Origin of the sequence: Actinomadura sp. K4S16 (genome assembly GCF_008327685.1) — a bacterium.
Lineage (GTDB): Bacteria > Actinomycetota > Actinomycetes > Streptosporangiales > Streptosporangiaceae > Spirillospora.
The window spans coordinates 321,465-341,494 of the sequence record NZ_BDDE01000012.1; the positions used below are offsets into that span (position 1 = coordinate 321,465).

The following is a 20,030-nucleotide window of genomic DNA, read 5'->3' on the forward strand; positions in this document are numbered from 1 at the left end:
ACCGCGAGGAGCCTTTCCGGTCCTCGGTTCACGAGATGAGGCAACGCGCCCACACGACCTTGCCTCCGTTCAGGGTGGAACGATGGCCCCAACTCTCGGCGAGGTACTCGACGATCTGCAGGCCGCGGCCGTTGACGTCGTCCTTCCGAGCCCTCCTGCGGCGGGGGCGACCGGAGCCGATGTCCGCGACCTCGATAGTGAGGACGCCGCCGCTCAGGGTCAGAGTGAGTGTGATCATGCCTTGGCCGGCAGCCAGGGCATTCGTGAGCAACTCGCTGACGATGAGCGTTGTGTCGTCCGCCAAGGCGGCCAGTCCCCATTTGTTCAGGTGGACCTCGGCGAGGTCCCGCCCCAGCGGCACCGAGGACGGAATGGGCAACAGATCCCGCCGAAACTCCTGATGAGCATTGCAGTGCCCCATCCTGATCGTCACCTCGCTCTATGGATACGGATTCTGCGACCACTGGGACACCGGTGGCCATTTCCAGCGCTTGCTGGCCTACGCCCGTCGCGCCTACGACCTCAACGGCCACCGCCGGCACCAGCGGTACGAGGCGCACGCGTCGGAATTGCGGATCTTCGGTCTCGCCATCGTCCCTGGGCTGATGCAGACCGAGGCGTACACGCGAGCGCTGTTCACTGCCGCAAGGTCTAAGCAGGTTGAAAAGCAGGTGGCGTTGAGGTTGGCCCGTCAGGAGGCACTCTTCCGTCCAGACCCGCCCGAACTCTGGGTGCTGTTGGACCAGGCCGTTCTCGATCGGCCGATCGGTGGACGCCGCGTCATGGCCGAGCAGTTGGCGAGGCTTCGAGAGATCACCGAGATGCCCAACGTCATCGTCCGCGTCGTCCCTCGGTCGGTGGGCGCGTATTTTGGGCTCATGGGCGCCTTTGAGGTGCTTACCGTCGAACACGGCGATGTCGCATATGTCGAGGCGTTGGGCAGTGGCAGACTGGTGCTCGATATCGCTGAGGTGCGGACGTTCGGGAAAGGCTTCGAGCTCATCGCCGCGCAGGCGCTCCCCGAGGTCCCCTCGCGCCGACTGATCGAACGCATGATGGAGTACATGAGATGGCCCCCCAGGTCGACTGGCGAAAGTCGAGCTACAGCGGCATGACCGACAACTCGAGTTGTGTTGAGGCCGCCCGGCTTACGGGTGCTGTGGGTGTCAGGGATTCCAAGAACCCTGGCGTGGGGAATCTGGTGCTTTCCGTTGAGTCGTTCGGTGGGTTGCTGGCTCGTATCAAACGGGACGAGCTTAATCACTGAGGTGACCAGGCCGGTGAGGGCGATGACGGTCGCGCTCAGCATCACGGCTGCGAGCGTCTCACCCCTTGGCGCCGACGTCACACCCGGCGGGGCCGTCCGCGGCGGCACCACGGTGGGCCGCAACGCGATGATCGAGGCCGCTTCTCGACCGACATCTGATCAGCCGACCGCCTCGGAAACGATCCGCTCCACGGCGGCGGACGTCCCGGTGGCGCTCGCGGTCACGACGTTCCCGGCGGTGCCGGCCTTCCCGACCACGACGAACCGCGCCGCACCGAAGCTCTGCGCGCTCGCCGTCACGGTCCGGGTGGGCAACTCCCCGGCCGCCAGGATGATTCCGCAGCGCCGCTGAACAAGACTCGCCAGGTAGGGGCGCGCGTTGGCCACAGTCGCCGGCCCGGCGACCGCAAGGTACTGAATTTTGGCGTGGGTCTTCGACGACGCCCGCTGCATCCCCTCCCAGACAGTTGCGGCCTCCTTGCCGGTGATGCCGTGGGAATCGGTGAGCAGGCACGCCTTGAACGCCAGGTACTGCCGCGCTCGCGGTTCGGGCGAGGGCCTCAACAGGGCGAAGCAGACGCCTGCCGAGACCGCGGCGGCGAGTGCCACACCGATGGCGCCCCGCCCTTTGGGCGACAGGCGCCTCCACCGGTCGAGCGCTGCCCTCGCGGCATGCGCCGCCCGGCCCGCCATGCCGCTCGCCGTCGGTCGGTCGTCGCGGGGCCGCTTGGGGGATGTCGGCATGGGGCCTCGTCTCTTCCGGGACGTCGGATCGTCCCCTGCCGGTGACGCACCGGATCGAGGGACCCGTTTCCGGATGATCTTCCTCCCCCTCGGTCGGAAAGCTGAAACCTCGCTTACCGGATGTGGCTGAAGATCCCGCTGGAGTCTTGCAGGGTGCAATGGTCGGGCGTACTTTCCAGCCTGTTTGGAAGTTCTGGGAGGAAAGTCCAGATTGAGTTGATTTCCCGGGTGGGGCGTCGACTTCAGGAGAGGCCGGTGGTCGGTGCCGAGTTCCCAGCTCCTGGGCATCGTGATCGTCTGTTCCGTTCTCGGCCTCGCCGCCGCTGCAGGCGCGTATGCGGGCGGGGTCCTGCACCGCCTTACGCTCCGCCGCCATCGCTCCCGGGTCGTTCCGCGGTCCCGGTACGGGGCCACCGTGTTGCGGTCGCTCCGCCGGAGCGCGACCGCCCGGCGCACCGCGATCCTCATGTGCGTCGCCCTGGTGCTGATGGCCACCGAGCAGCCCGCCCTCGCGAGCGAGGGGATGCCCGAGGTCTCCTTCGCCGGCGTCAGCGGGATGTTCGGATGGCTGACCGGCGAGCCCGTTCCGCACTGGGGACGGCTGCCGAAGCAGAAGTCCGGGACGGCGGCCGGACGGTCGCACTCGGCCCCTGCGGCAACGACGCGGGCCGGATCGGGCGCTGGCCGCAAGCCGGGTCACGGCAAGGGCGAGCTTCCGGCCTTCAAGCCCGGGTCGCGGCGAGTCCCGAAGGGGCGCAGCGGCCACGGACAGGTCGGGTTCGCCGAGAGCACCAGTCGCCGGGTGGCGTCGAAGTCCACGGCGACGACCGACTACTACCGCAATGCCGACGGCTCCCACACGCGCAAGCTGGCGCAGGGGCCGATCAACTACCGCGACGGGAGCGGCGGCTGGCAGCCGATCGACACCACCGTCCGGAAGGGTGACGACCAGCGCTGGCATGAGCGGGCCAACTCGCTGGGGGTCAGCTTCGCGCCCAGGGCGTCCGACGGGCGGCTGGCCCAGGTGGACGGCGGTGACGGAGGGCGGCTGGCGTACGCGCTGCAGGGCGCGGCATCGGTCACCCCGACCGTGTCGGGCTCCGTGGTCACCTATTCGGGCGTGCTCCCGGCCACGGACCTGTCGATGTGGCCGACCGCGACCGGTCTGAAGGAATCGATCGTCCTGCGGTCGGCGGATGCGGGGAACGTGTGGGTGTTCCCGCTGAAGCTGCGGGGCCTCAAGCTGCGCAAGGCCGCCGACGGGTCGATCGAGCTGGTGGACGGCTCGGGCAAGACCGCCGGCCGCATTCCCGCCGGGTACGCGTTCGACTCCAAGATCGACAAGCGGTCGGGGGAAGGGGCGAGCACGCATGCCGTCACCTACGAGCTGACCGAGGTCGACGGGAAGCCCGCGCTGACCGTGAGGTTGGACGAGAAGTGGCTGCACGCGCCGGAGCGCGTGTTCCCGGTGACCGTCGACCCGTCGTACAACAACCTCTTCACGTGGTCGACCACCTATGCCGAGTCGGGCATCGACCCTGGCGACCATTCGGTGGAGGAGACCATCAAGGTCGGCTCCTGGGACGCCGGCCCGCACAGTGCCAACTCGTTCCTGAAGTTCCCCCGCGCCGGGATCGACGGTTCGCAGGTGACCGTCTCCGCTGCGCAGCTCCGGCTTTTCGACACCTGGGCGGCCACGTGCACGGCCGAGCGGTTCGACGTCGCGGCCGTCACCGAGGACTGGTCGCCGTCGAAGGTCGTCTCCTATCCCGGGCCTTCGCACGGCGGTTCGATCGGCAGCACGACGCCCAACGTCCCGCACGCCTGCGCCAACACCGGTGCCGACCGGACCGTGGGCGACGAGGTCACGGTGAACCTGTCGACCGCCACGTTCAACAATTGGGCCGGCGGCGGCGACGACTACGGACTCGCCCTCTACGCCTCGACGTCCGACAGCCTGCACTGGAAGCAGTTCAACACCGCTTTCGCTCCGACCGGCACGCCCGTACTGTTCCTCACCTACACCGGCGCGATGCTCCCGCAGGTGTATGGGCAGATCCCGCCGAGCGGGCACCACGCGCATACTCTGACTCCGCAGCTGACAACCTGGGGCGCCCGCGACCCCAACCTTCCCGTCACGATCAAGTACCGGTTCCAGGTTCTCGACACCGAGTCGAACGCCGTCGCCGACTCAGGGCTGATCAGCGCGTCGGCGACGTCGTCGACGGTCACCTGGCAGGTGCCCTCCGGCAAGTTGAAATGGGGCCATACCTACTACTGGGGTGCGGTCGCCTACGACGGGACCAACTATTCGCCGGCGCCGACGCTGAACCAGCTGGTCGTGAGCGTTCCGCAGCCGGCGATCACGTCGAGCCTGGCGCAGAACAACGACCACGACTTCGATCCCGCGATCGGGAACTACACCTCGACCGCGACGGACGCGAACGTGACGACGGTCGGGCCGAGCCTGGCGGTCGTCCGCGACTACAACTCGCGCGACACGCGCACGTCCGGCGGGTTCGGGACGGGCTGGTCGAGTGTGTTCGACGCGAAGGCCACCGAGAGGTACACGACTTCGGGCGCCGTCCGGAGCGTCGCGGTCGCCTATCCGAACGGAGCCACCGTCGGCTTCGGCAAGAACCCGGACGGCTCGTTCAGCCCGCCGTCCGGGCGGTTCGCGACGTTCACCGCGATCACCGGCGGCTACCGGCTGACCGACAAGAACGACACCGTCTACACCTTCGGGCAGGCGCTCGGCTCCGGCGGGTACGGCATCACCTCGGTCGCCGACGCCGCCGGACGGACGGTGACGTTCACCTGGGCGTCCGGGCACGTTACGACGATGACGTCGTCGGCGTCCGGCCGGTCACTGCACCTGACCTGGTCGACGCCGACGGGCGCCACGGCGCCGCATGTCGCGACCGTGGCCACCGACCCCTCCACCCCGGGCGACGCCTCGACCGCGCAAACCTGGACCTACTCCTACACAGCTGATCGGCTCTCGTCCGTGTGCTCCCCGGAGGACACGGCCCCGGACTGCACCCGGTACGGCTACCAGACCGCTTCACCCCATCGTGAGCAGGTGCTCGACCAGGGCGCGTCGTCGTACTGGCCGCTGGCGGAGACGTCGGGGACGACGGCGGCGAGCGCGGTGCTCGTCAACGAGGGCACCGACAACGGGACCTACTCCAACGTGACGCTCGGCCAGCCCGGCCCGCTGACCGGTAGCACGGCGACCGCCGCCGGGTTCAACGGCACGTCGTCCAAGGTGGGCCTGCCCGACCTGCACATGGGCGTGTCCACCACCGAGTCGGTGTCGATGTGGTTCAAGACGTCCCAGGGCCCCGGCGTCCTGCTGTCCTACTCCGACAAGGAGATCAAGGCCAGCAACACCCAAGGCAACTTCACCCCCGCCCTCTACATCGGGACGGACGGGAAGCTGAAGGGCACGTTCTGGTGGGACGGTGAGAGCCCGAACCCCCTCAGCACCTCTGGGTCCGTAGCGGACGGCGCCTGGCACCACGTCGTCCTGTCGGGTTCGCCCACCGAGCAGACGATGTGGCTGGACGGTGCCAAGGTCGCCACCGGGGCGGGCGCGACGTCCTACGACTTCAACTACCAACCGACATCGTTCCGGCACCACTACCTGGGCACCGGCTACCTCGGTTGGAAATGGCCCGACCAGCCGCATTACAGCACCTCGTCGTACACCGTCTACGGCACCTACTTCAACGGCTCAATGTCAGATGTGGCGTTGTTCGGTGAGCCCCTTGTCAAAGCCGACGTCGAAGCCCTGTACCACTCCGGGACGAAGCCGACGAGTCTGCTCAATTCGATCACCAAGCCGTCCGGGGACAGCCATGCGACGGTCTCCTATGACCCGCTGACCAGCACGGTCACGCATGTCACCGACGAGAACGGCGGTTCGTGGAACGTGGCGGCGCCCACGGTCACCGGCTCGTCCCAGGTGTACCGGGCCGCCGTACTCGGATCGCAGCCCGCGTCCTACTACCGCTTCGGGGAGGCGGCGGGCGCGGCCCGGGCCATCGGAGAGATCAACTCCACGCCGGCCGAGTACTCGAACGTCACGTTGGGGGCGGACGGGCCGTTCGACGACGCCACCGCGGCCGCGTTCGACGGCACCACCTCCATCGTCCGGCTGCCGCTCGACGACCAGGTGCAGACATCGCCCGGCTCGATCGAGATGTGGTTCAAGGTCCCGGTGGGCAGCACCGCGGGCGGTGTCCTGTTCGATGAGGAGTCCGAACCGGTCGGCCCCGTCGCGGGGAACTACGTCCCCGCCCTGTACATCGGCACCGACGGCAAGGTGCACGGCAAGTTCTGGGACACCGACGGAACCACCGAGGTCCTGGCCTCCGGGCAGAAGGTCAACGACGGCGTCTGGCACCACGTGGCCCTGGCCGCCGGGACCAACGCCCAGACCCTCTACCTGGACGGCGTCGCCCAAGGATCACTGAGCGCGCCGCTGGCCACGACCGGAGTCAACTACGTGTACGTCGGCGCCGGCATCTCCGGCGGCCACTGGCCGTCCCACCCGGTCGACACCACCGGGTACTTCACCGGGTCGATCGCCGACTTCGCCTTCTACCACTCGCAGCTGTCCGGCGAGGACGTCGTCCGGCACTACGCCGCGGGCCGCAACTCGCGCGGCCTCGCGCCCACGACGACCTTCAACCTCACCGACCCGGGCGGCAAGACGCTGGTGTACCAGTACGACCCGGCCTACGGGAACCGCGCGATCTCCCAGACCGACGAGTACGGCCACCGGACGACCTTCGGCTACGACTCCGGTGGCTACCTGCACACCGTCACCGACCCCAACGGCAACGTGAAGACGACCGGGCACGACGTGCGCGGCAACCCCGTCTCCGAGACCACCTGCCAGGACCAGGCCGCCCACAAGTGCTCGACGACGTACACGACGTACTTGCCCGACGACACCAGTACGCAGCTGACACCCGACCCGAAGAACGACCTGGTCGCCACCATCCGCGACGGCCGTTCGTCCGGGCCGTCCGATGACACCTACAAGACGTCCTACACCTACGACGACGCCGGAAACCGCACCTCGGTGACGACGCCGCCGGTGGCGGGCTTCCCCGACGGCCGTACGACAACGATCTCCTACACCGACGGGACCACGGTCGCCGCCGCCGACTCCGGGTTCGCACCGGCCGGGCTCCCCTACAAGACGGTGTCGCCCGGCGGGGCCACCAACACCATCGGCTACTTCCACACCGGCGACGTCGCCTCGGTCACCGACGCCGCCGGGAAGATCACCAGCTTCACCTACGACGGCCTCGGACGCATCCTGACCACCACCGAGGTGTCCGACACCTATCCCGACGGCCTGACGGCGTCCTACACCTACAACAAGCTGGGCCAGGTCCTGACCCAGACCGACCCGCCTGTCACCAACCGCGTGACCGGCGCCGTGCACACCCGGAAGACCACGTCGGTCTACAACGCCAACGGCGACGTCACATCCACGACCGTCAGCGACCTCACGGGCGGGGACGCATCCCGAACCGCGTCCACCGCCTACAACACCCACGGCCAGGTCACGTCCCAGACCGACCCCCTGAACAGGGTCACCGAGTTCACCTACGACGCCTACGGCAACAAGGCCACGGAGAAGAGCCCGCGCGGCATCACCACCGCCTACACCTACAACGCGGACGGGCAGCAACTCACGCAGACCCTCAAGAACTACACGGGCGACCCGAACGATCCGCAGGACGCACATGACCTCGTGGAGTCCTCCCGTGCCTACGACCCGGCCGGTCGGCTGGCCTCGCTGACCGACTCGATGGGCAACACCACGTCCTACACCTACGCCGACAACGGCCTCGTCGCGACGGTCACGCGCACCGACTCCAGCGGCGCCGACCCCTTCGTCGAACGCTCGACCACCTATGATGCGGCGGGCAACCCGGTCCAGCAGGTCACGAACAACGGCGCGACCGTCACCACGCAGACCATGGACGCCGCGGACCGGATCACCTCCACCACGGTCGATCCGTCCGGGGTGGCGCGCAGGCAGACCATCTCCTACACCCCCGACGACCAGGTCGAGAGCACGACCGACGAGGCTCCTGGCGAGTGGCCGGCGTCGACCTCCTACACCTATGACCCGCTGGGCCGGATGACCAGCGAGACCCTGAAGGCCGACGATCCCGGCCACCCGGTCGGCTGGTGGAAGCTCGACCAGACCTCCGGCGCCATGGTCACGGACTCCTCGGGAACCGGGAACGCCGCCCACGCCTCCGAGGTGACCTGGAACGACGACGCGGCCGTGTTCGGCGGCGCCACGGGCCAGGAGATCGCCACCAACGGCCCGGTCATCGACGCCTCGCAGAGCTTCTCGGTATCGGCCTGGGTGGACCTGGCCGCGACCGGCGGCACCGGGCTCCAGACGGCCGTGTCCCAGGACGACACCTCGGCCAGCGGCTTCCGGCTGCAATATGACGCCGCCAATGACAGGTGGGCCTTCGCCATGCAGGGCGCCGCGAGCAGTGCGCTGTCCAGCGCGGCCCCGTCAGCCGGGACGTGGGCCCACCTGGTCGGCGTGTTCGACTCCGGCACCGGGGCGATGACGCTCTACGTGGACGGGACGGCTCAGGGTACGTCCACGACTTCGGCCCCCGTGGCGGCCTCCGGCCCGCTGGCGATCGGCCGCGCCCAGCTGAACGGCGCCGCCGCCGACCTGTTCAAGGGTTCCATCTCCAACGTCCAGATCTACAACCGGGCCCTGTCGGCCGGCGACGTCTCCACGCTGTACGGCAAGGGCCGCACCGGCGGGACAGTCGCGTCGTGGACCACGGCCGTCACCAAATACAAGCTGGACACCCGGGGCCTGCCGACCTCGATGGTGGATCCGAACGGCCAGTCCACCCACTTCACCTACGACGAGGCCGGCCGCCAGGTGGTCGTCACCGCCCCGACCGTGAACACCGAGACCGGCGGCGGCACCCCGGTCGCCGCGCACCCCGTCTCGATGATCGGCTACGACACCTTCGGTGCCCGGACCGAGACGCAGGATCCCGACGGCAACGTCACCACCATCGCCTACGACGCCGCCGGACAGCAGACGGGCACCACCCTGCCCGGCTACACCCCGCCCGGCGAGACCAACGAGATCACCGCCGTCACGACCCGCGCCTACGACGACGACGGCAACGTCACCGACGTCACCGACCCGCTCGGCAAGATCACCCACCTCGCCTACAACCAGCTCGGAGACGTCTCCACGGTCACCGACGCGTCCGACGGAGTCGCCAAAGCCGTCCATGACACCAACGGCGAGGTCCTTTCGACCACCTCACCGACCGGCGCGCAGACCCAGTTCACCTACGACCACCTGGGCCGCAAACTCACCGAGACGACGCTGGAGCGCCGCCCGTCCCCGGTCGCGGCCACCACCACGTACTCCTACACCGCATCCTCAGACAATCCGAGCGGTGCGTTCCTCGCGTCCGAGACCACCCCCGAGGGCGCCACCACCCAGTACCGATACGACAACGTCGGCGAGGTGGAGGCGGTCACCGACCCCGCAGGAAACCAGACCCGGTACGGGTACGACCTGTACGGCCGCAAGGTCAAGATGACCAATCCGGACGGCACCTCCACCATCTGGCGGCTCACCCGGTACGGCGACCCCAAGCGCGTCATCCAACGGGACACCGACGGATCGACCACGCTGACCAGTACGGCGGCCACCTACGACGCCATGGGACGGCTCTGGTCGGCCACCGACGCCAACGGGCACAAGACCAGGTTCATCCGCGACTCCCTCGGCCGGATCACGTCCGAGGTGCAGCCCGTCGACGACACCCGCTCGATCACAACATCGTTCGGTTACGACGCGGCCGGCAACCGCACCCGCTACACCGACGGACGCGGCAACTCCTGGATCTACGGCTACAACACGTGGAACAAGCCCGAGTCCGTCCTCGAACCGGCCACCGCCACATACACGACCACCAATGACCGCACGTCCACCGTCGCCTATGACGCCGCCGGACGTCCCGTCCGCAACACGCTGCCCGGTGGCGTGACCGTCACGACCGGCTACGACGACGTCGGCCGGGTGACCAGCCAGTCGGGGACGGGGGCCGACGCGCCGACCGCCGACCGGACGTTCACCTACGACCACGACGGCCGCATGCTGACCGCCGCGACCTCGGCGGCCGGGAGCGCCCCCGCCACCAGCGAGACGTTCACCTACAACGACCGGGGACAGCTGCTCACCGCGTCCGGCTCGGCTGGCGCCGGCTCGTTCGCCTACAACGACGACGGCCTGCCCACCTCGCGCACCGACGCTGCCGGGACGACCACCTACACCTACGACGTCGCCGACCGGCTCTCGACACTCGCGGACCCGGCCACCGGCACCACCCTCACCTACGGCTACGACGACATGTCGCAGCTCACCTCCATCGCCTACGGCACAGGCGGCAACACCCGCGCCTACACCTACGACCATCTGCACCGTCTCACCGGCGACACTCTGAAAAAGCCGGACGGCACCGCCATCGCCTCGATCACCTACGGCTACGACGACAACGGCAACGAGACGTCCAAGACCACCACCGGGTTCGGCGGCACCGTCCAGAACACCTACGCCTATGACTGGGCGAACCGCCTCACCAGCTGGGACAACGGCACCACCGTCACCCCCTACGAGTACGACGACTCCGGCAACCGCACCCGCGTGGGCGCCGACGTCTACACCTACGACGCCCGAGACCAGCTGACCTCCGACGGCACCAACAGCTACACCTACACCGCCCGCGGAACCCTCTCCACGCAGACCACCCCCACCCAAACCCTCACCGCCACCAGCGACGCCTACGGCCAGCAGGCCACCGTCGCCGCCCCCGCCGGCACCCAGACCTACATCACCGACGCCCTCGGCCGCGTGGTCACCGCCGAGTCCACCGCCACCCCCAGCCGGAACTTCTCCTATACCGGCACCGGTAACACCCTCGCGTCCGACGGCACCAACACCTACACCCGGACGCCGGACGACGCGCTCGTCGGCATCGGCACCCCCGCGGGCGGCAACGGCGTCCTGGCCTACCTCGACCAGCACGATGACGTGGTCGGCAACTTCACATCCTCCGGCACCGCCCTCACCGGCTCGACCACCTATGACCCTCTCGGCAACGCCACCAACAGCACCACCATGTCCGGACGGTTGGGTTACCAGTCCGGGTGGACCGACGACACCACGGGCAAGGTCAACATGGCCGCCCGCTGGTACAACCCCGCCGTAGGCCAGTTCCAGAACAAGGACACCGTCGTCCTCGATCCCGTCCCGGACCCGAACCAGGCCAACCCGTTCGCCTACGTCGGTGGCAACCCCCTCCTCGGCACCGACCCCACCGGCCATTGCTGGGGCGGCTTCGGCCTGGTCTGCAAAGCCGCCAGCGCGATCAATCGCCACGTCATCCAGCCTGTGTGGCACCACATCCAGTCCGGCTACGACAAGGTCCGCCAGGGACTCTCCTGGGTCAACCGCCACGTCCGCAGCGCCGTCTCCGCAGCCGCCCGGGCCTTTGAGCACCAGCTCCAGGTCTGGACCCAGGAGATCCGCGACGCCTACCGTCAGATCCGTCAGCAGGAGATCCGCTGGAAGGCCGCTGCCAAACGCGCCGCCGCCCGGGCACGGAAAGCGGCCGCGGCGGCCAAGGCGCGCGCCATCAACAAGTTCAACGAGGCGTACAACCTCGGGAAGTACGCCGTCAGCAGGATGCAGAAAGCGGTCCACACCACCGCCACGTTCGTCCAGCATCATGGCGCCGCGATCGCATCGATCGCACTGTCGACCGTCACGTTCATCGGCTGCGAAGCCGCCCTCGGCGCCGCCACGGGCGGAGTGGGCGCGGTCGTCGGAGCCGCCGGCTGCGGCATGCTCGCCGGCATGGTCGGCGGCGCCATCGACCAGGGCGCCAAATGCATGAAGGGCCAGGAGGGCGCCTGTTCAGCCGAGTCCTTCGGCAAGACGATGCTGATCGGCGGTATCGGCGGCGCCGTGGGAGGCGCGATCGGGGGGAGTCTGGGTGGCAGGCTCGCCCAGTCCGCCCTTGGCAAGATCTTGCCCCGCCTGGCCACGGACGCTTTGGAAGGCGCCGCTGTCGGTGGCCTGTCCGGTGGCGCGACCGGCGGTATCGACTACGGCCTGACCTGCCATGAACGCTCGGGCGGCTGCAGCTGGTCGGGCGCTGCGGGCGCCGCAACCAAGGGAGCCGCGGTCGGCGCGATCGGAGGCGCCGCCGGCGGCGCGATCGGCGGCCGCCTGTTCCGCGGCAAGTGCCACAGTTTCACCGCGCCGACCCCTGTGCTGTTGGCGGACGGCTCGGCCAAGCCGATCAGCAAGATCAGGGCCGGGGACAAGGTGCTGGCCTCGGTTCCCGGCGGCCGCAACGAGGCTCATACCGTGCAGCGCGTCATCGTGACCCGCACCGACCACGAGTTCGTCGACCTGACCATCGCGGCCGGTCACCCGGGTCGCGGCCCTCCGGCCAAGCTCACCACCACCGGCACCCACCCGTTCTACGACATCACCCAGTCGGCGTTCGTCGACGCCGCGCACATCAAGCCGGGCGACAAGCTCCAGCAGCCCGACGGCACCACCGCCACCGTCACCAAGACCCGCCACTACACCGCCACCCAGGTCACCTACGACCTCACCATCAACAACCTCCACACCTACTATGTACAAGCAGGCACCACCCCAGTACTCGTCCACAACTGCGAAGGTGAGACGCTCGATCGAGCAATCGCTTTGCATCAGACCCGCGCGAACCCCGAATCTACGGTGGGCGTCGCGAAGGTGCGGCCAAGCGGCCAGCCAAACGCTCCCCCGGAGACGTGGGTCGCAACCGAACGGTTCGGGTTGCCACGCGAATGGGACCCGAAGGCGGGCGGCAGTTCGCCACTGTCTCCTAGCGAGCGGTACATTAGCGGTCCCGGTCATGCGGAAGAGACCTTGGCCAGAGAGATGCGGCTGAACGGGTACGAGCCAGTTGAGGTGGGATCATCCACGAACATGTGCTTTGAATGTTTTTACGGTCTCCAAGGGTCGCCATTCAATTTGGTCAAGAGCGACATCGGTGCTCGCAACTCAAATCGAATAAATCATTCGCAGTATCGCCTCATGGTGCGCCGGGAAGGCCGGTAGTTCAGTGCAGAAAATTCCACGGTTCGACCTGTTGGCATCGGATAGGTCGGTTGCAGTATTCGGGCTTTGCTGTTCGCGTCGGCTTGCTTCTGTCTCATTCGCGGATGGTGAAGAAATTGGGAACGTTCTTGACTCGGTGATCCGCGGATATCGTGTTGGGGAGTCAGTTGTAGATGATCTTGCGAGACTGGGGGACTATTCTGCGAAGTTCCCGGTGCTTGACGACGCTTCTTCACGGGATTACTACCGTGCGACTGCGGTGAAGTTGGCGCTCATGTCCCTCTCTCGTGACGACGGGGAAAGTGCCGCGTCGCGAGCACGGCAGATGATGTTCGTCTCGACAGGGGCTTGGCATGACCTTGGATATCTGATCGCACTGCGCGCCGACATGGCCGATGAGGACATCACGGTGTTTGCCGACAAGATAAGCGATCTTGAAGGTGAGCGGCAATGCAAGGATGTGGAGAGGCTTCGGGGCGAGGAGGAACAGCGGCGTGGCGCCGACCTACTCGATGCGGACGATCACGGGCACATAGTAGCGCAGGCACTAATATGGTTTCTGGTGGAACGGGGACGTAAGCCACCTTCTCCCTGGCGCTAATCGCTCAATCTGGCCACCCCTGTCCTTGGGTCATTCAGGGGTGGGGCGGTTGATAAAGCGTGATCGCAAGTTGACGGAGTCCCCTCAGATGTAGAGAAGCCCCTGACCGGCTGCGGCATGCTCGCCGGCATGGTGGGCGGCGCCATCGACCAGGGCGCCAAATGCATGAAGGGCCAGGAGGGCGCCTGTTCAGCCGAGTCCTTCGGCAAGACGATGCTGATCGGCGGTATCGGCGGCGCCGTGGGAGGCGCGATCGGGGGGAGTCTGGGTGGCAGGCTCGCCCAGTCCGCCCTTGGGAAGGTCTTGCCCCGCCTGGCCACGGACGCTTTGGAAGGCGCCGCTGTCGGTGGTTTGTCCGGTGGCGCGACCGGCGGTATCGACTACGGCCTGACCTGCCATGAACGCTCGGGCGGCTGCAGCTGGTCGGGCGCCGCGGGCGCCGCAACCAAGGGCGCCGCGGTCGGCGCGATCGGAGGCGCCGCCGACGGTGCGATCGGTGGCCGAGCAGCCCGACGGCACCACCGCCAACGTCACCAAGACCCGCCACCACACCGCCACCCGCCATCGACCTCGACCTGCCTGATCCAGGTCCGCGACGCCTCACCGTGCACCCCGAGCTGGTCGGCGACATGGGCGATCGTGCCGGTCCTCTCACCTGTCTGCTCACGCAGCTCACAGAGCATACGGACCGCGCGTTCACGCAGCTCAGCGGAGTACTTCCTCGGGGGCGCCATAGCCCCTCACCCTTCCAGCTCTCAGGGCTCGGGGATCTGGATCGGCCGCCGAGGGCTTGGACGTAGCGGGCGATGGCACCGACGGTGGAATCCTCGCCGCATTCGTTCTGGGAGACGCGGCTCTTGGTCACGCCCATCTTGTCGGCCACGTTGGTCTGGGACTCTGCGTTCGGCGAGCCGATGGCCGTCGATGTAGGCCTGGTTGCGCTTGCGGGCCTCGGCAACGGCTTCCTCGCCGCCCGCCGCTGCGACTACGTCGCCGCGGACCTCGCTCCACCTGAGGAAACTCGTCACCGCTGCTCCTCCCTGACCTGGTGTTCCTTCAGGTACTCCTCGGGCGGGTTTCGGCCGGGTGGCCCACCGCGCGGCCCTGCTTCACACCTGAGGTGGTGGGTAGCGGTGGATCTCCGCACGATGTCCTGCGGAGCCGGCGAACTTGGCGTCATCGGTGAGCAGGGGTATCCCCAGTAGTTCGGCGAGGGCCACGTACAGGCCGTCATAGGCGGTGAGGTTGTTGCGTAGCTCAAGGACACGCCGCTGCAGGGGCAGCATGGGGTGGCGGACGATTTTGAGCTGTGCGTAACGCTCCAGCATGATCTGGGCCCGCGCCTCGGAGATGCGTACCTCCGGCTTGGTGGTGATCGTGTGCCCGCGCACTACCGAGGCGATCTCCACGTCGATCAGCGCTGGGGCGTGAAGCTTGCGGGCCAGGCGCTGCCGAAGGAGGTCGTCGCCTTTGACGTTGGCCAGCAGGCGGAAGACGATCGAGGCGTCGACCACCAGGCTCACCGGCGTCCCTCGCGCATGGTCTCCCGGACGAAGTCAGGGTCGTAGGGCACGGGCTCATCGGTGGCGATCGTGGCCATCACCTCGTCCAGCGTCGGGGTAGACGCCTCCTCGTTCAGCAGGTCCCGTAGGTAGGCGGTCAGTGACTTGCCCTCATGCTCGGCCCGCGCCTTCAACGTCCGCTCGGTCTCGTCGGGGACGTCCCGGATCTGTATCACTCCCATGCCGGCATTCTAGCATGCAGTCTGCATGCAACCATGGCGTGGTGGTCCGGCGGCTGCCATGCGGGTCCACGGCCGAGAACGGGACGAGGGAACCCACGCTGGCGACCGGTGGGACGGCCGCCGCCCGGTGATTGAATGAGTGCAGCGGGAAGCGTCGTGCGCTGGTGTTGCCGTCGCCGCTGCCGTCAGAACCGGCCACCGAGCACTGTGGCAAGCCCGGGCGTGCTTGGGCGTCTGATCCTGGACCCGTCCTCGAACCGGCCACCGCCACTTACACGACCACCGGTGACCGCACGTCCACCGTCACCTATGACGCCGCCGGCCGTCCCGTCCGCGGCACCCTGCCCGGGTGGCGTGACCGTCACGACCGGCTATGACGACGTCGGTCGGGTGGCCAGCCGGTCGGGGATGGGGGCCGACGTGTCGACCGCCGACCGGACGTTCACGTATGACCACGGCGGCCGCATGCTGACCGCCGCGACCTCGGCGGCCGGGAGCGCCCCCGCGACCGGCGAGACGTTCACAGTGTCAAAGGCCCATTCCAGGGGAAGGACGGTGCCCCCTACCGACCCGCGCCCCCCTGGGCAAGTCGCAGTCGCGGGATTGGCATTGTGGGCGGCCGGTACATGCTTCGGTGCCCGGTATGGCCACCGCGCGTGGATCGCCCGCCGCTTGTTGCGCACCTGACCCCCTCGGGTAGCAGGATGGCGGCCGTGCGTCGGCCCGCGGCATGACGAGGGCGGACACGCGTCCTCTCCGCGCGGAGGCCACCGCTTCGGTCAGTGGCGGCGTCGGGCGTGGCGTCGCATGCCGTCCACCTTCTGCCGGAAGACTTCCGGGGTGACGATCGGGGTGCCGCGCCATGGCGACATGGAGATCAGGTCCACGTCGTTGCTGACGACCAGCAGGGCGCCGACTTCGGCCACGAGGTCGAGGATCAGGTTGTCCTCGTGGTGGGAGCAGTCATGGACCGTCCGAGGCGGTTCGACGACATCGCCTTCGCTGTGCTCCGCGATGGCCACCAGCGCGGTCAGGTACGCGCCGGCCTTTGCTTCCTCCCATTTGAAGGGCTCCACGAGGATCCGGTCGACATTTCGCAGGATGCGCGGAGACAACCACAGGGAGAACTCCGCGGCGTCGTTCGCGACGCCCAAGCAGTCCGCTGAGGCGTTGCCGGAGGTGCGGTCATTGCGGGTCTGATGTGGTGAGTTCCGCCTTCCGGCGTAGGAGGGCGGTGCGGCGTGCGCGGGCTCGGACGGTGAGCAGGGCGGTGAGGGCGATGAGGGCCGCGCTCGCCGCCACGGCGGGGAGCAGGCCCCGGCCGCGGACGGCGGCCAGCGTGGTGGTGACGGTTCCGGTGAGCAGCGCGGCGGTCAGGGCGAGCCAGGCGGCGACCACCCGGTCGAGTGCGAACAGCGGGGCGCGCCGCGTGATCGTCCAGATGCCGAAGACCGTCCAGGCCAGGCACACCAGGATGAGCAGCGCGAACGAGAGCCGGGTGCGGTCGGGGAGCGGGCCGGGTTCGGTGGTCCACAGCGCGGTGAGGAATGCCGCCCCGGTCAGCCCCGACAGCAGGGCGCCGATGCCGCGCAGCCGCCGGCCGCGTGACAGCATCGGGTCCAACCGGTCGAGCATGTCGTCCGGAGACGCGTGCGGTTCTTCGTTCATGACTGATCTCCCTTTCCGGTCAGGTGCTCACGCAGCAGGCGGCGCGCGCGGTGCAGGCGGGACTTGACCGTGCCGACCGGGATCCCGCAGATCTGCGCGCAGTCCGCGACCGAGAGGTCCTCCAGGTAGAACAGGATGAGGATCTCCCGCTCGGGGGGAGGCAGTGTCGCCAGCGCGTCGACCAGGTCAGCGCGGTCCACGACCCCTTCGGCCGGGTCGTCGAGGGGCGCTTGCGCGGCGCCGGGTGTCTCGGCGACCGCGTACTCGTGGCGGAGCCGGTCGAGGACGGCACGCCGGGCGATGGTGAACAGCCAGGGCGCGAACCGGCCGGGGTCGGCCAGCCGCGGCAGGCCCCGCAGTACCGCGACCCAGACCTCCTGGGCCACGTCGTCCGCGCGCCCGGCGTCCAGCATCCGCCGGACGAACGTCCACACCGGGGCGTGCCAGCGGCTCACCAACTCGGTGAAGGCGTCCCGCTCTCCGAGCTGGCAGCGGATCACCAGTAGCTCATCGTCCATCTCGTCCTCCCGTCCCCTGCACAGTCGCCCGTCAGGGCCGCGCGGTTCACGGGGAGTCGATCTCCGACGATGGCACCGGTCGCCGCGGCTTCGCCACAGGCGGGCGCCGGCTCTTCGCGGAGCCTTGAGGCAGGACGGCGGAAGACCGCCTCGCGGGGTGCTTGCGAGGCGGTCTCCGGGTTCGGGCGTCAGCGGACGGAGCGGACCCGTCCGTCGAGCCCCAGCTCCGCGACCGGGCGGCCGCCTTGGCGCACCACCTGGCGGTCGCCTTGCCGGCTCACCCGCACCGAGTTCCTCGCCGCCTGGGTGAGGTTGAGGCAGAGGTTGAGACTGATGGAGAACCTCGACCGGGCGGCGCAGTCCAGCTTGAGGTTGGGCATCCCCGGGCTCGGGTTGAACGGGTTGTAGCGGACCGGAGTCGGCATGATCCAGCCGCAGAAGCCGCCGCCCTGCAGGTTCACCACCTGCGCGGTCGGGTCGATGTCCGCCGTGCCGGTGGCGCCGAGGCCGCTGGTGCCGAACGTGTTGTCCACCTTGAGGGCCGTGTTCCGGAGATCGATGTTGGCCCGGCCGTCAGGGGCGGACGTGCACGACATCGCGACGGCGTAGGGCATGCTGGTCACGGTCGTGGTGCCGCCGTGCTGGAGCGACCCGGTGGACGAGGCGTACTTCAGGTCGCCGATGTCCACGGTGAACGTGGCCGGGTCGAGGCGGAGCCGGGTGAACCGGGTCCTGACGTTCGTCCCGGGGGACCCGCCGCCGGCGGTGTACTGCGAGTAATTGACGGACTGCCCGGTCCTCGCGAGGATGACGTACTCTTTCGGCGCCGTCGCCATGTCGGCGCAGTACACCGTGAAGAGCTTCTGGCCGTTGTAGAGCAGATAGATCCCGTTCGGCGCGCTCGGGACGTGCTGGCGGATCTGCTGGCAGCTCTGGAACAGGGCCGCCGCCTGGGTGCGGGCCTGGGCGTGCGCCGTCATCGTCCCGGCCAGGGGCAGGGCGGCGCATGCGGCCGCTGCGACCACTGATGTCCGGAATGGAATTTTCGCCATGAATTCGTCCTTTGTTGAGAGGTCGTGCTGTCCCGCAGATTAACAACCGCTTTCGGGACTGGAAATAGCCCCGAGGCAATGGCGGCGACAGGGAATGGGCAAAGCCTCTGCGGAAATAGCTAGGAGAATTCCGTTAAATGACGAATTCTATATTTTGCACCCGGAAGAGAGTGAGACGCCGGGCGGGTGGCAGACTGGGGGCCGGTACCGCCGGGGTGCGCAGGTCAGGGAAGGGCCTGGCGGGACCGGTGGGGTGCGTCAAGCAGGGAGAGTCGGCTCGTTGAGCGTTGCAGAACCGTCGTCCGGGGTGGCCGGTGAGGCGACCGCTGGGCGCCTCACCGGCCGGGTCCGGGAGTGGCGGCCGCCGTGGCCGCTGGATCTGCGCGACGCGCTGGCGCCGCATCGGCGCGGCTCGCGCGATCCGGCGTTCCGGATCGAGCGGGACGGGTCTGTCTGGCGGGCGTCCCACACTCCGGACGGGCCCGGCACGCTGCGCCTGCGCTGGGCCGGGGGCGCCGTCGAGGCCACGGCGTGGGGGCCGGGCGCCGAATGGCTGCTCGACGGGGTGCCCGAACTACTGGGGGCCGCCGACGAGCCGGACGGGTTCGTCCCGCGGCACGACGTCCTCCGCGACCAGGTCCTCAGGCGGCCTGGGCTGAGGATCGGCCGGACGCGCCGCGTCTTCGAGGCGCTCGTTCCGGCGGTGATGGAGCAGAAGGTGCTCGGGCAGGAGGCGTGGCGGGCGTGGGCCTACCTGCTGCGCAAATTCGGGCAGCCCGCGCCCGGCGCCCCGCACATGCGGGTTCCGCCGCCGCCGGAGGTCTGGATCGGGATTCCCTCGTGGGAGTGGCACCGGTCCGGGCTGGAGGCCGTCCGGGCCCGCACGATCATCGGGGCGGCGCGGGTCGCGCGGCGGCTGGAGGAGGACCCGGCCGAGGCGCGGCTGCGGTCGCTGCCGGGCATCGGCGTCTGGACGGCCGCCGAGGTCAGGCAGCGCGCGGCGGGCGATCCCGACGCCGTCTCCGTCGGCGACTACCACCTGCCCGGCCTGGTCGGCTGGGCGCTGGCGGGCCGCAAGGTCGACGACGCCGGGATGCTCGAACTGCTGGAGCCCTACGCCGGTCATCGCTACCGGGTCACCCGGCTGCTGGAATCGTCCGGGATGCACCCGCCGAGGCGCGGCCCCCGCTTGCCTGTCCGGGACTACCGGTCCTTCTGACCGGGGCCTGC

General features: G+C 68.7%; 15 protein-coding genes. 5 read left to right on the forward strand and 10 right to left on the reverse strand.

From position 1 onward, the window contains the following. Nucleotides 1–28: 28 nt before the first annotated feature. A complete protein-coding gene (locus K4S16_RS12855) occupies nucleotides 29–433 on the reverse strand; it encodes an ATP-binding protein (protein ID WP_149259129.1) in 405 nt (134 codons plus the stop codon). Nucleotides 434–491: 58 nt separating this feature from the next. On the opposite strand from K4S16_RS12855, the gene K4S16_RS12860 reads away from it, so the two are divergent. Then, a complete protein-coding gene (locus tag K4S16_RS12860) occupies nucleotides 492–1,115 on the forward strand; it encodes a DUF5753 domain-containing protein (RefSeq protein ID WP_149259130.1) in 624 nt (207 codons plus the stop codon). After that, nucleotides 1,112–1,267, forward strand: coding sequence for a DUF397 domain-containing protein (locus K4S16_RS12865; RefSeq protein ID WP_308800792.1), 156 nt, complete (start codon nucleotides 1,112–1,114; stop codon nucleotides 1,265–1,267). Before K4S16_RS12860 ends, K4S16_RS12865 begins: the two co-directional genes overlap by 4 nt. 159 nt (nucleotides 1,268–1,426) lie before the next feature. On the opposite strand, the gene K4S16_RS12870 is transcribed toward K4S16_RS12865, so the two are convergent. Next, nucleotides 1,427–2,011 (reverse strand): BMP family ABC transporter substrate-binding protein, encoded by a 585-nt coding sequence (locus K4S16_RS12870; protein WP_149259132.1) that lies wholly within the window; start codon nucleotides 2,009–2,011, stop codon nucleotides 1,427–1,429. A gap of 415 nt (nucleotides 2,012–2,426) precedes the next feature. On the opposite strand from K4S16_RS12870, the gene K4S16_RS46430 reads away from it, so the two are divergent. Further along, nucleotides 2,427–13,217, forward strand: a complete 10,791-nt coding sequence (locus K4S16_RS46430; RefSeq protein ID WP_149259133.1) for a LamG-like jellyroll fold domain-containing protein — start codon at nucleotides 2,427–2,429, stop codon at nucleotides 13,215–13,217. A 259-nt stretch (nucleotides 13,218–13,476) separates the two neighbouring features. Continuing rightward, nucleotides 13,477–13,818: a hypothetical protein gene (locus tag K4S16_RS12880; protein ID WP_149259134.1), complete on the forward strand. Its 342-nt coding sequence runs from the start codon at nucleotides 13,477–13,479 to the stop codon at nucleotides 13,816–13,818. 189 nt (nucleotides 13,819–14,007) lie between these two features. Here K4S16_RS12880 and K4S16_RS12885 read toward each other — a convergent pair whose 3' ends face one another. The 8 genes from K4S16_RS12885 to K4S16_RS12930 form a co-directional block, all read right to left on the reverse strand. Further along, on the reverse strand, nucleotides 14,008–14,355 hold the full coding sequence (locus K4S16_RS12885; RefSeq protein WP_149259135.1) for a hypothetical protein: 348 nt from the start codon (nucleotides 14,353–14,355) through the stop codon (nucleotides 14,008–14,010). After that, nucleotides 14,349–14,552 (reverse strand): transposase, encoded by a 204-nt coding sequence (locus K4S16_RS46920; protein ID WP_149259136.1) that lies wholly within the window; start codon nucleotides 14,550–14,552, stop codon nucleotides 14,349–14,351. The genes K4S16_RS12885 and K4S16_RS46920 overlap by 7 nt, the downstream gene beginning before the upstream one ends. Before the next feature lie 375 nt (nucleotides 14,553–14,927). Then, complete coding sequence (locus K4S16_RS12900; RefSeq protein ID WP_149259137.1) at nucleotides 14,928–15,341, reverse strand: type II toxin-antitoxin system VapC family toxin; 414 nt, start codon at nucleotides 15,339–15,341, stop codon at nucleotides 14,928–14,930. After that, nucleotides 15,338–15,562, reverse strand: coding sequence for a hypothetical protein (locus tag K4S16_RS12905; RefSeq protein WP_149259138.1), 225 nt, complete (start codon nucleotides 15,560–15,562; stop codon nucleotides 15,338–15,340). Before K4S16_RS12905 ends, K4S16_RS12900 begins: the two co-directional genes overlap by 4 nt. Before the next feature lie 779 nt (nucleotides 15,563–16,341). Further along, nucleotides 16,342–16,716, reverse strand: coding sequence for a hypothetical protein (locus K4S16_RS12915; RefSeq protein WP_149259140.1), 375 nt, complete (start codon nucleotides 16,714–16,716; stop codon nucleotides 16,342–16,344). A gap of 31 nt (nucleotides 16,717–16,747) precedes the next feature. Next, nucleotides 16,748–17,230, reverse strand: a complete 483-nt coding sequence (locus K4S16_RS12920; protein ID WP_149259141.1) for a hypothetical protein — start codon at nucleotides 17,228–17,230, stop codon at nucleotides 16,748–16,750. Next, entirely contained in the window at nucleotides 17,227–17,748 is a 522-nt protein-coding gene (locus K4S16_RS12925; protein ID WP_149259142.1) for an RNA polymerase sigma factor, read from the reverse strand. The genes K4S16_RS12920 and K4S16_RS12925 overlap by 4 nt, the downstream gene beginning before the upstream one ends. A 188-nt stretch (nucleotides 17,749–17,936) precedes the next feature. After that, a complete protein-coding gene (locus tag K4S16_RS12930; RefSeq protein ID WP_149259143.1) occupies nucleotides 17,937–18,800 on the reverse strand; it encodes a GON domain-containing protein in 864 nt (287 codons plus the stop codon). A 280-nt stretch (nucleotides 18,801–19,080) separates the two neighbouring features. Between K4S16_RS12930 and K4S16_RS12935 the strand changes: the two genes are divergently transcribed. Next, nucleotides 19,081–20,019 carry a DNA-3-methyladenine glycosylase gene (locus K4S16_RS12935; protein ID WP_235036762.1) on the forward strand — a complete coding sequence of 313 codons (939 nt, stop codon included), beginning with the start codon at nucleotides 19,081–19,083 and terminating at the stop codon, nucleotides 20,017–20,019. The last annotated feature ends 11 nt before the right edge of the window (nucleotides 20,020–20,030 follow it).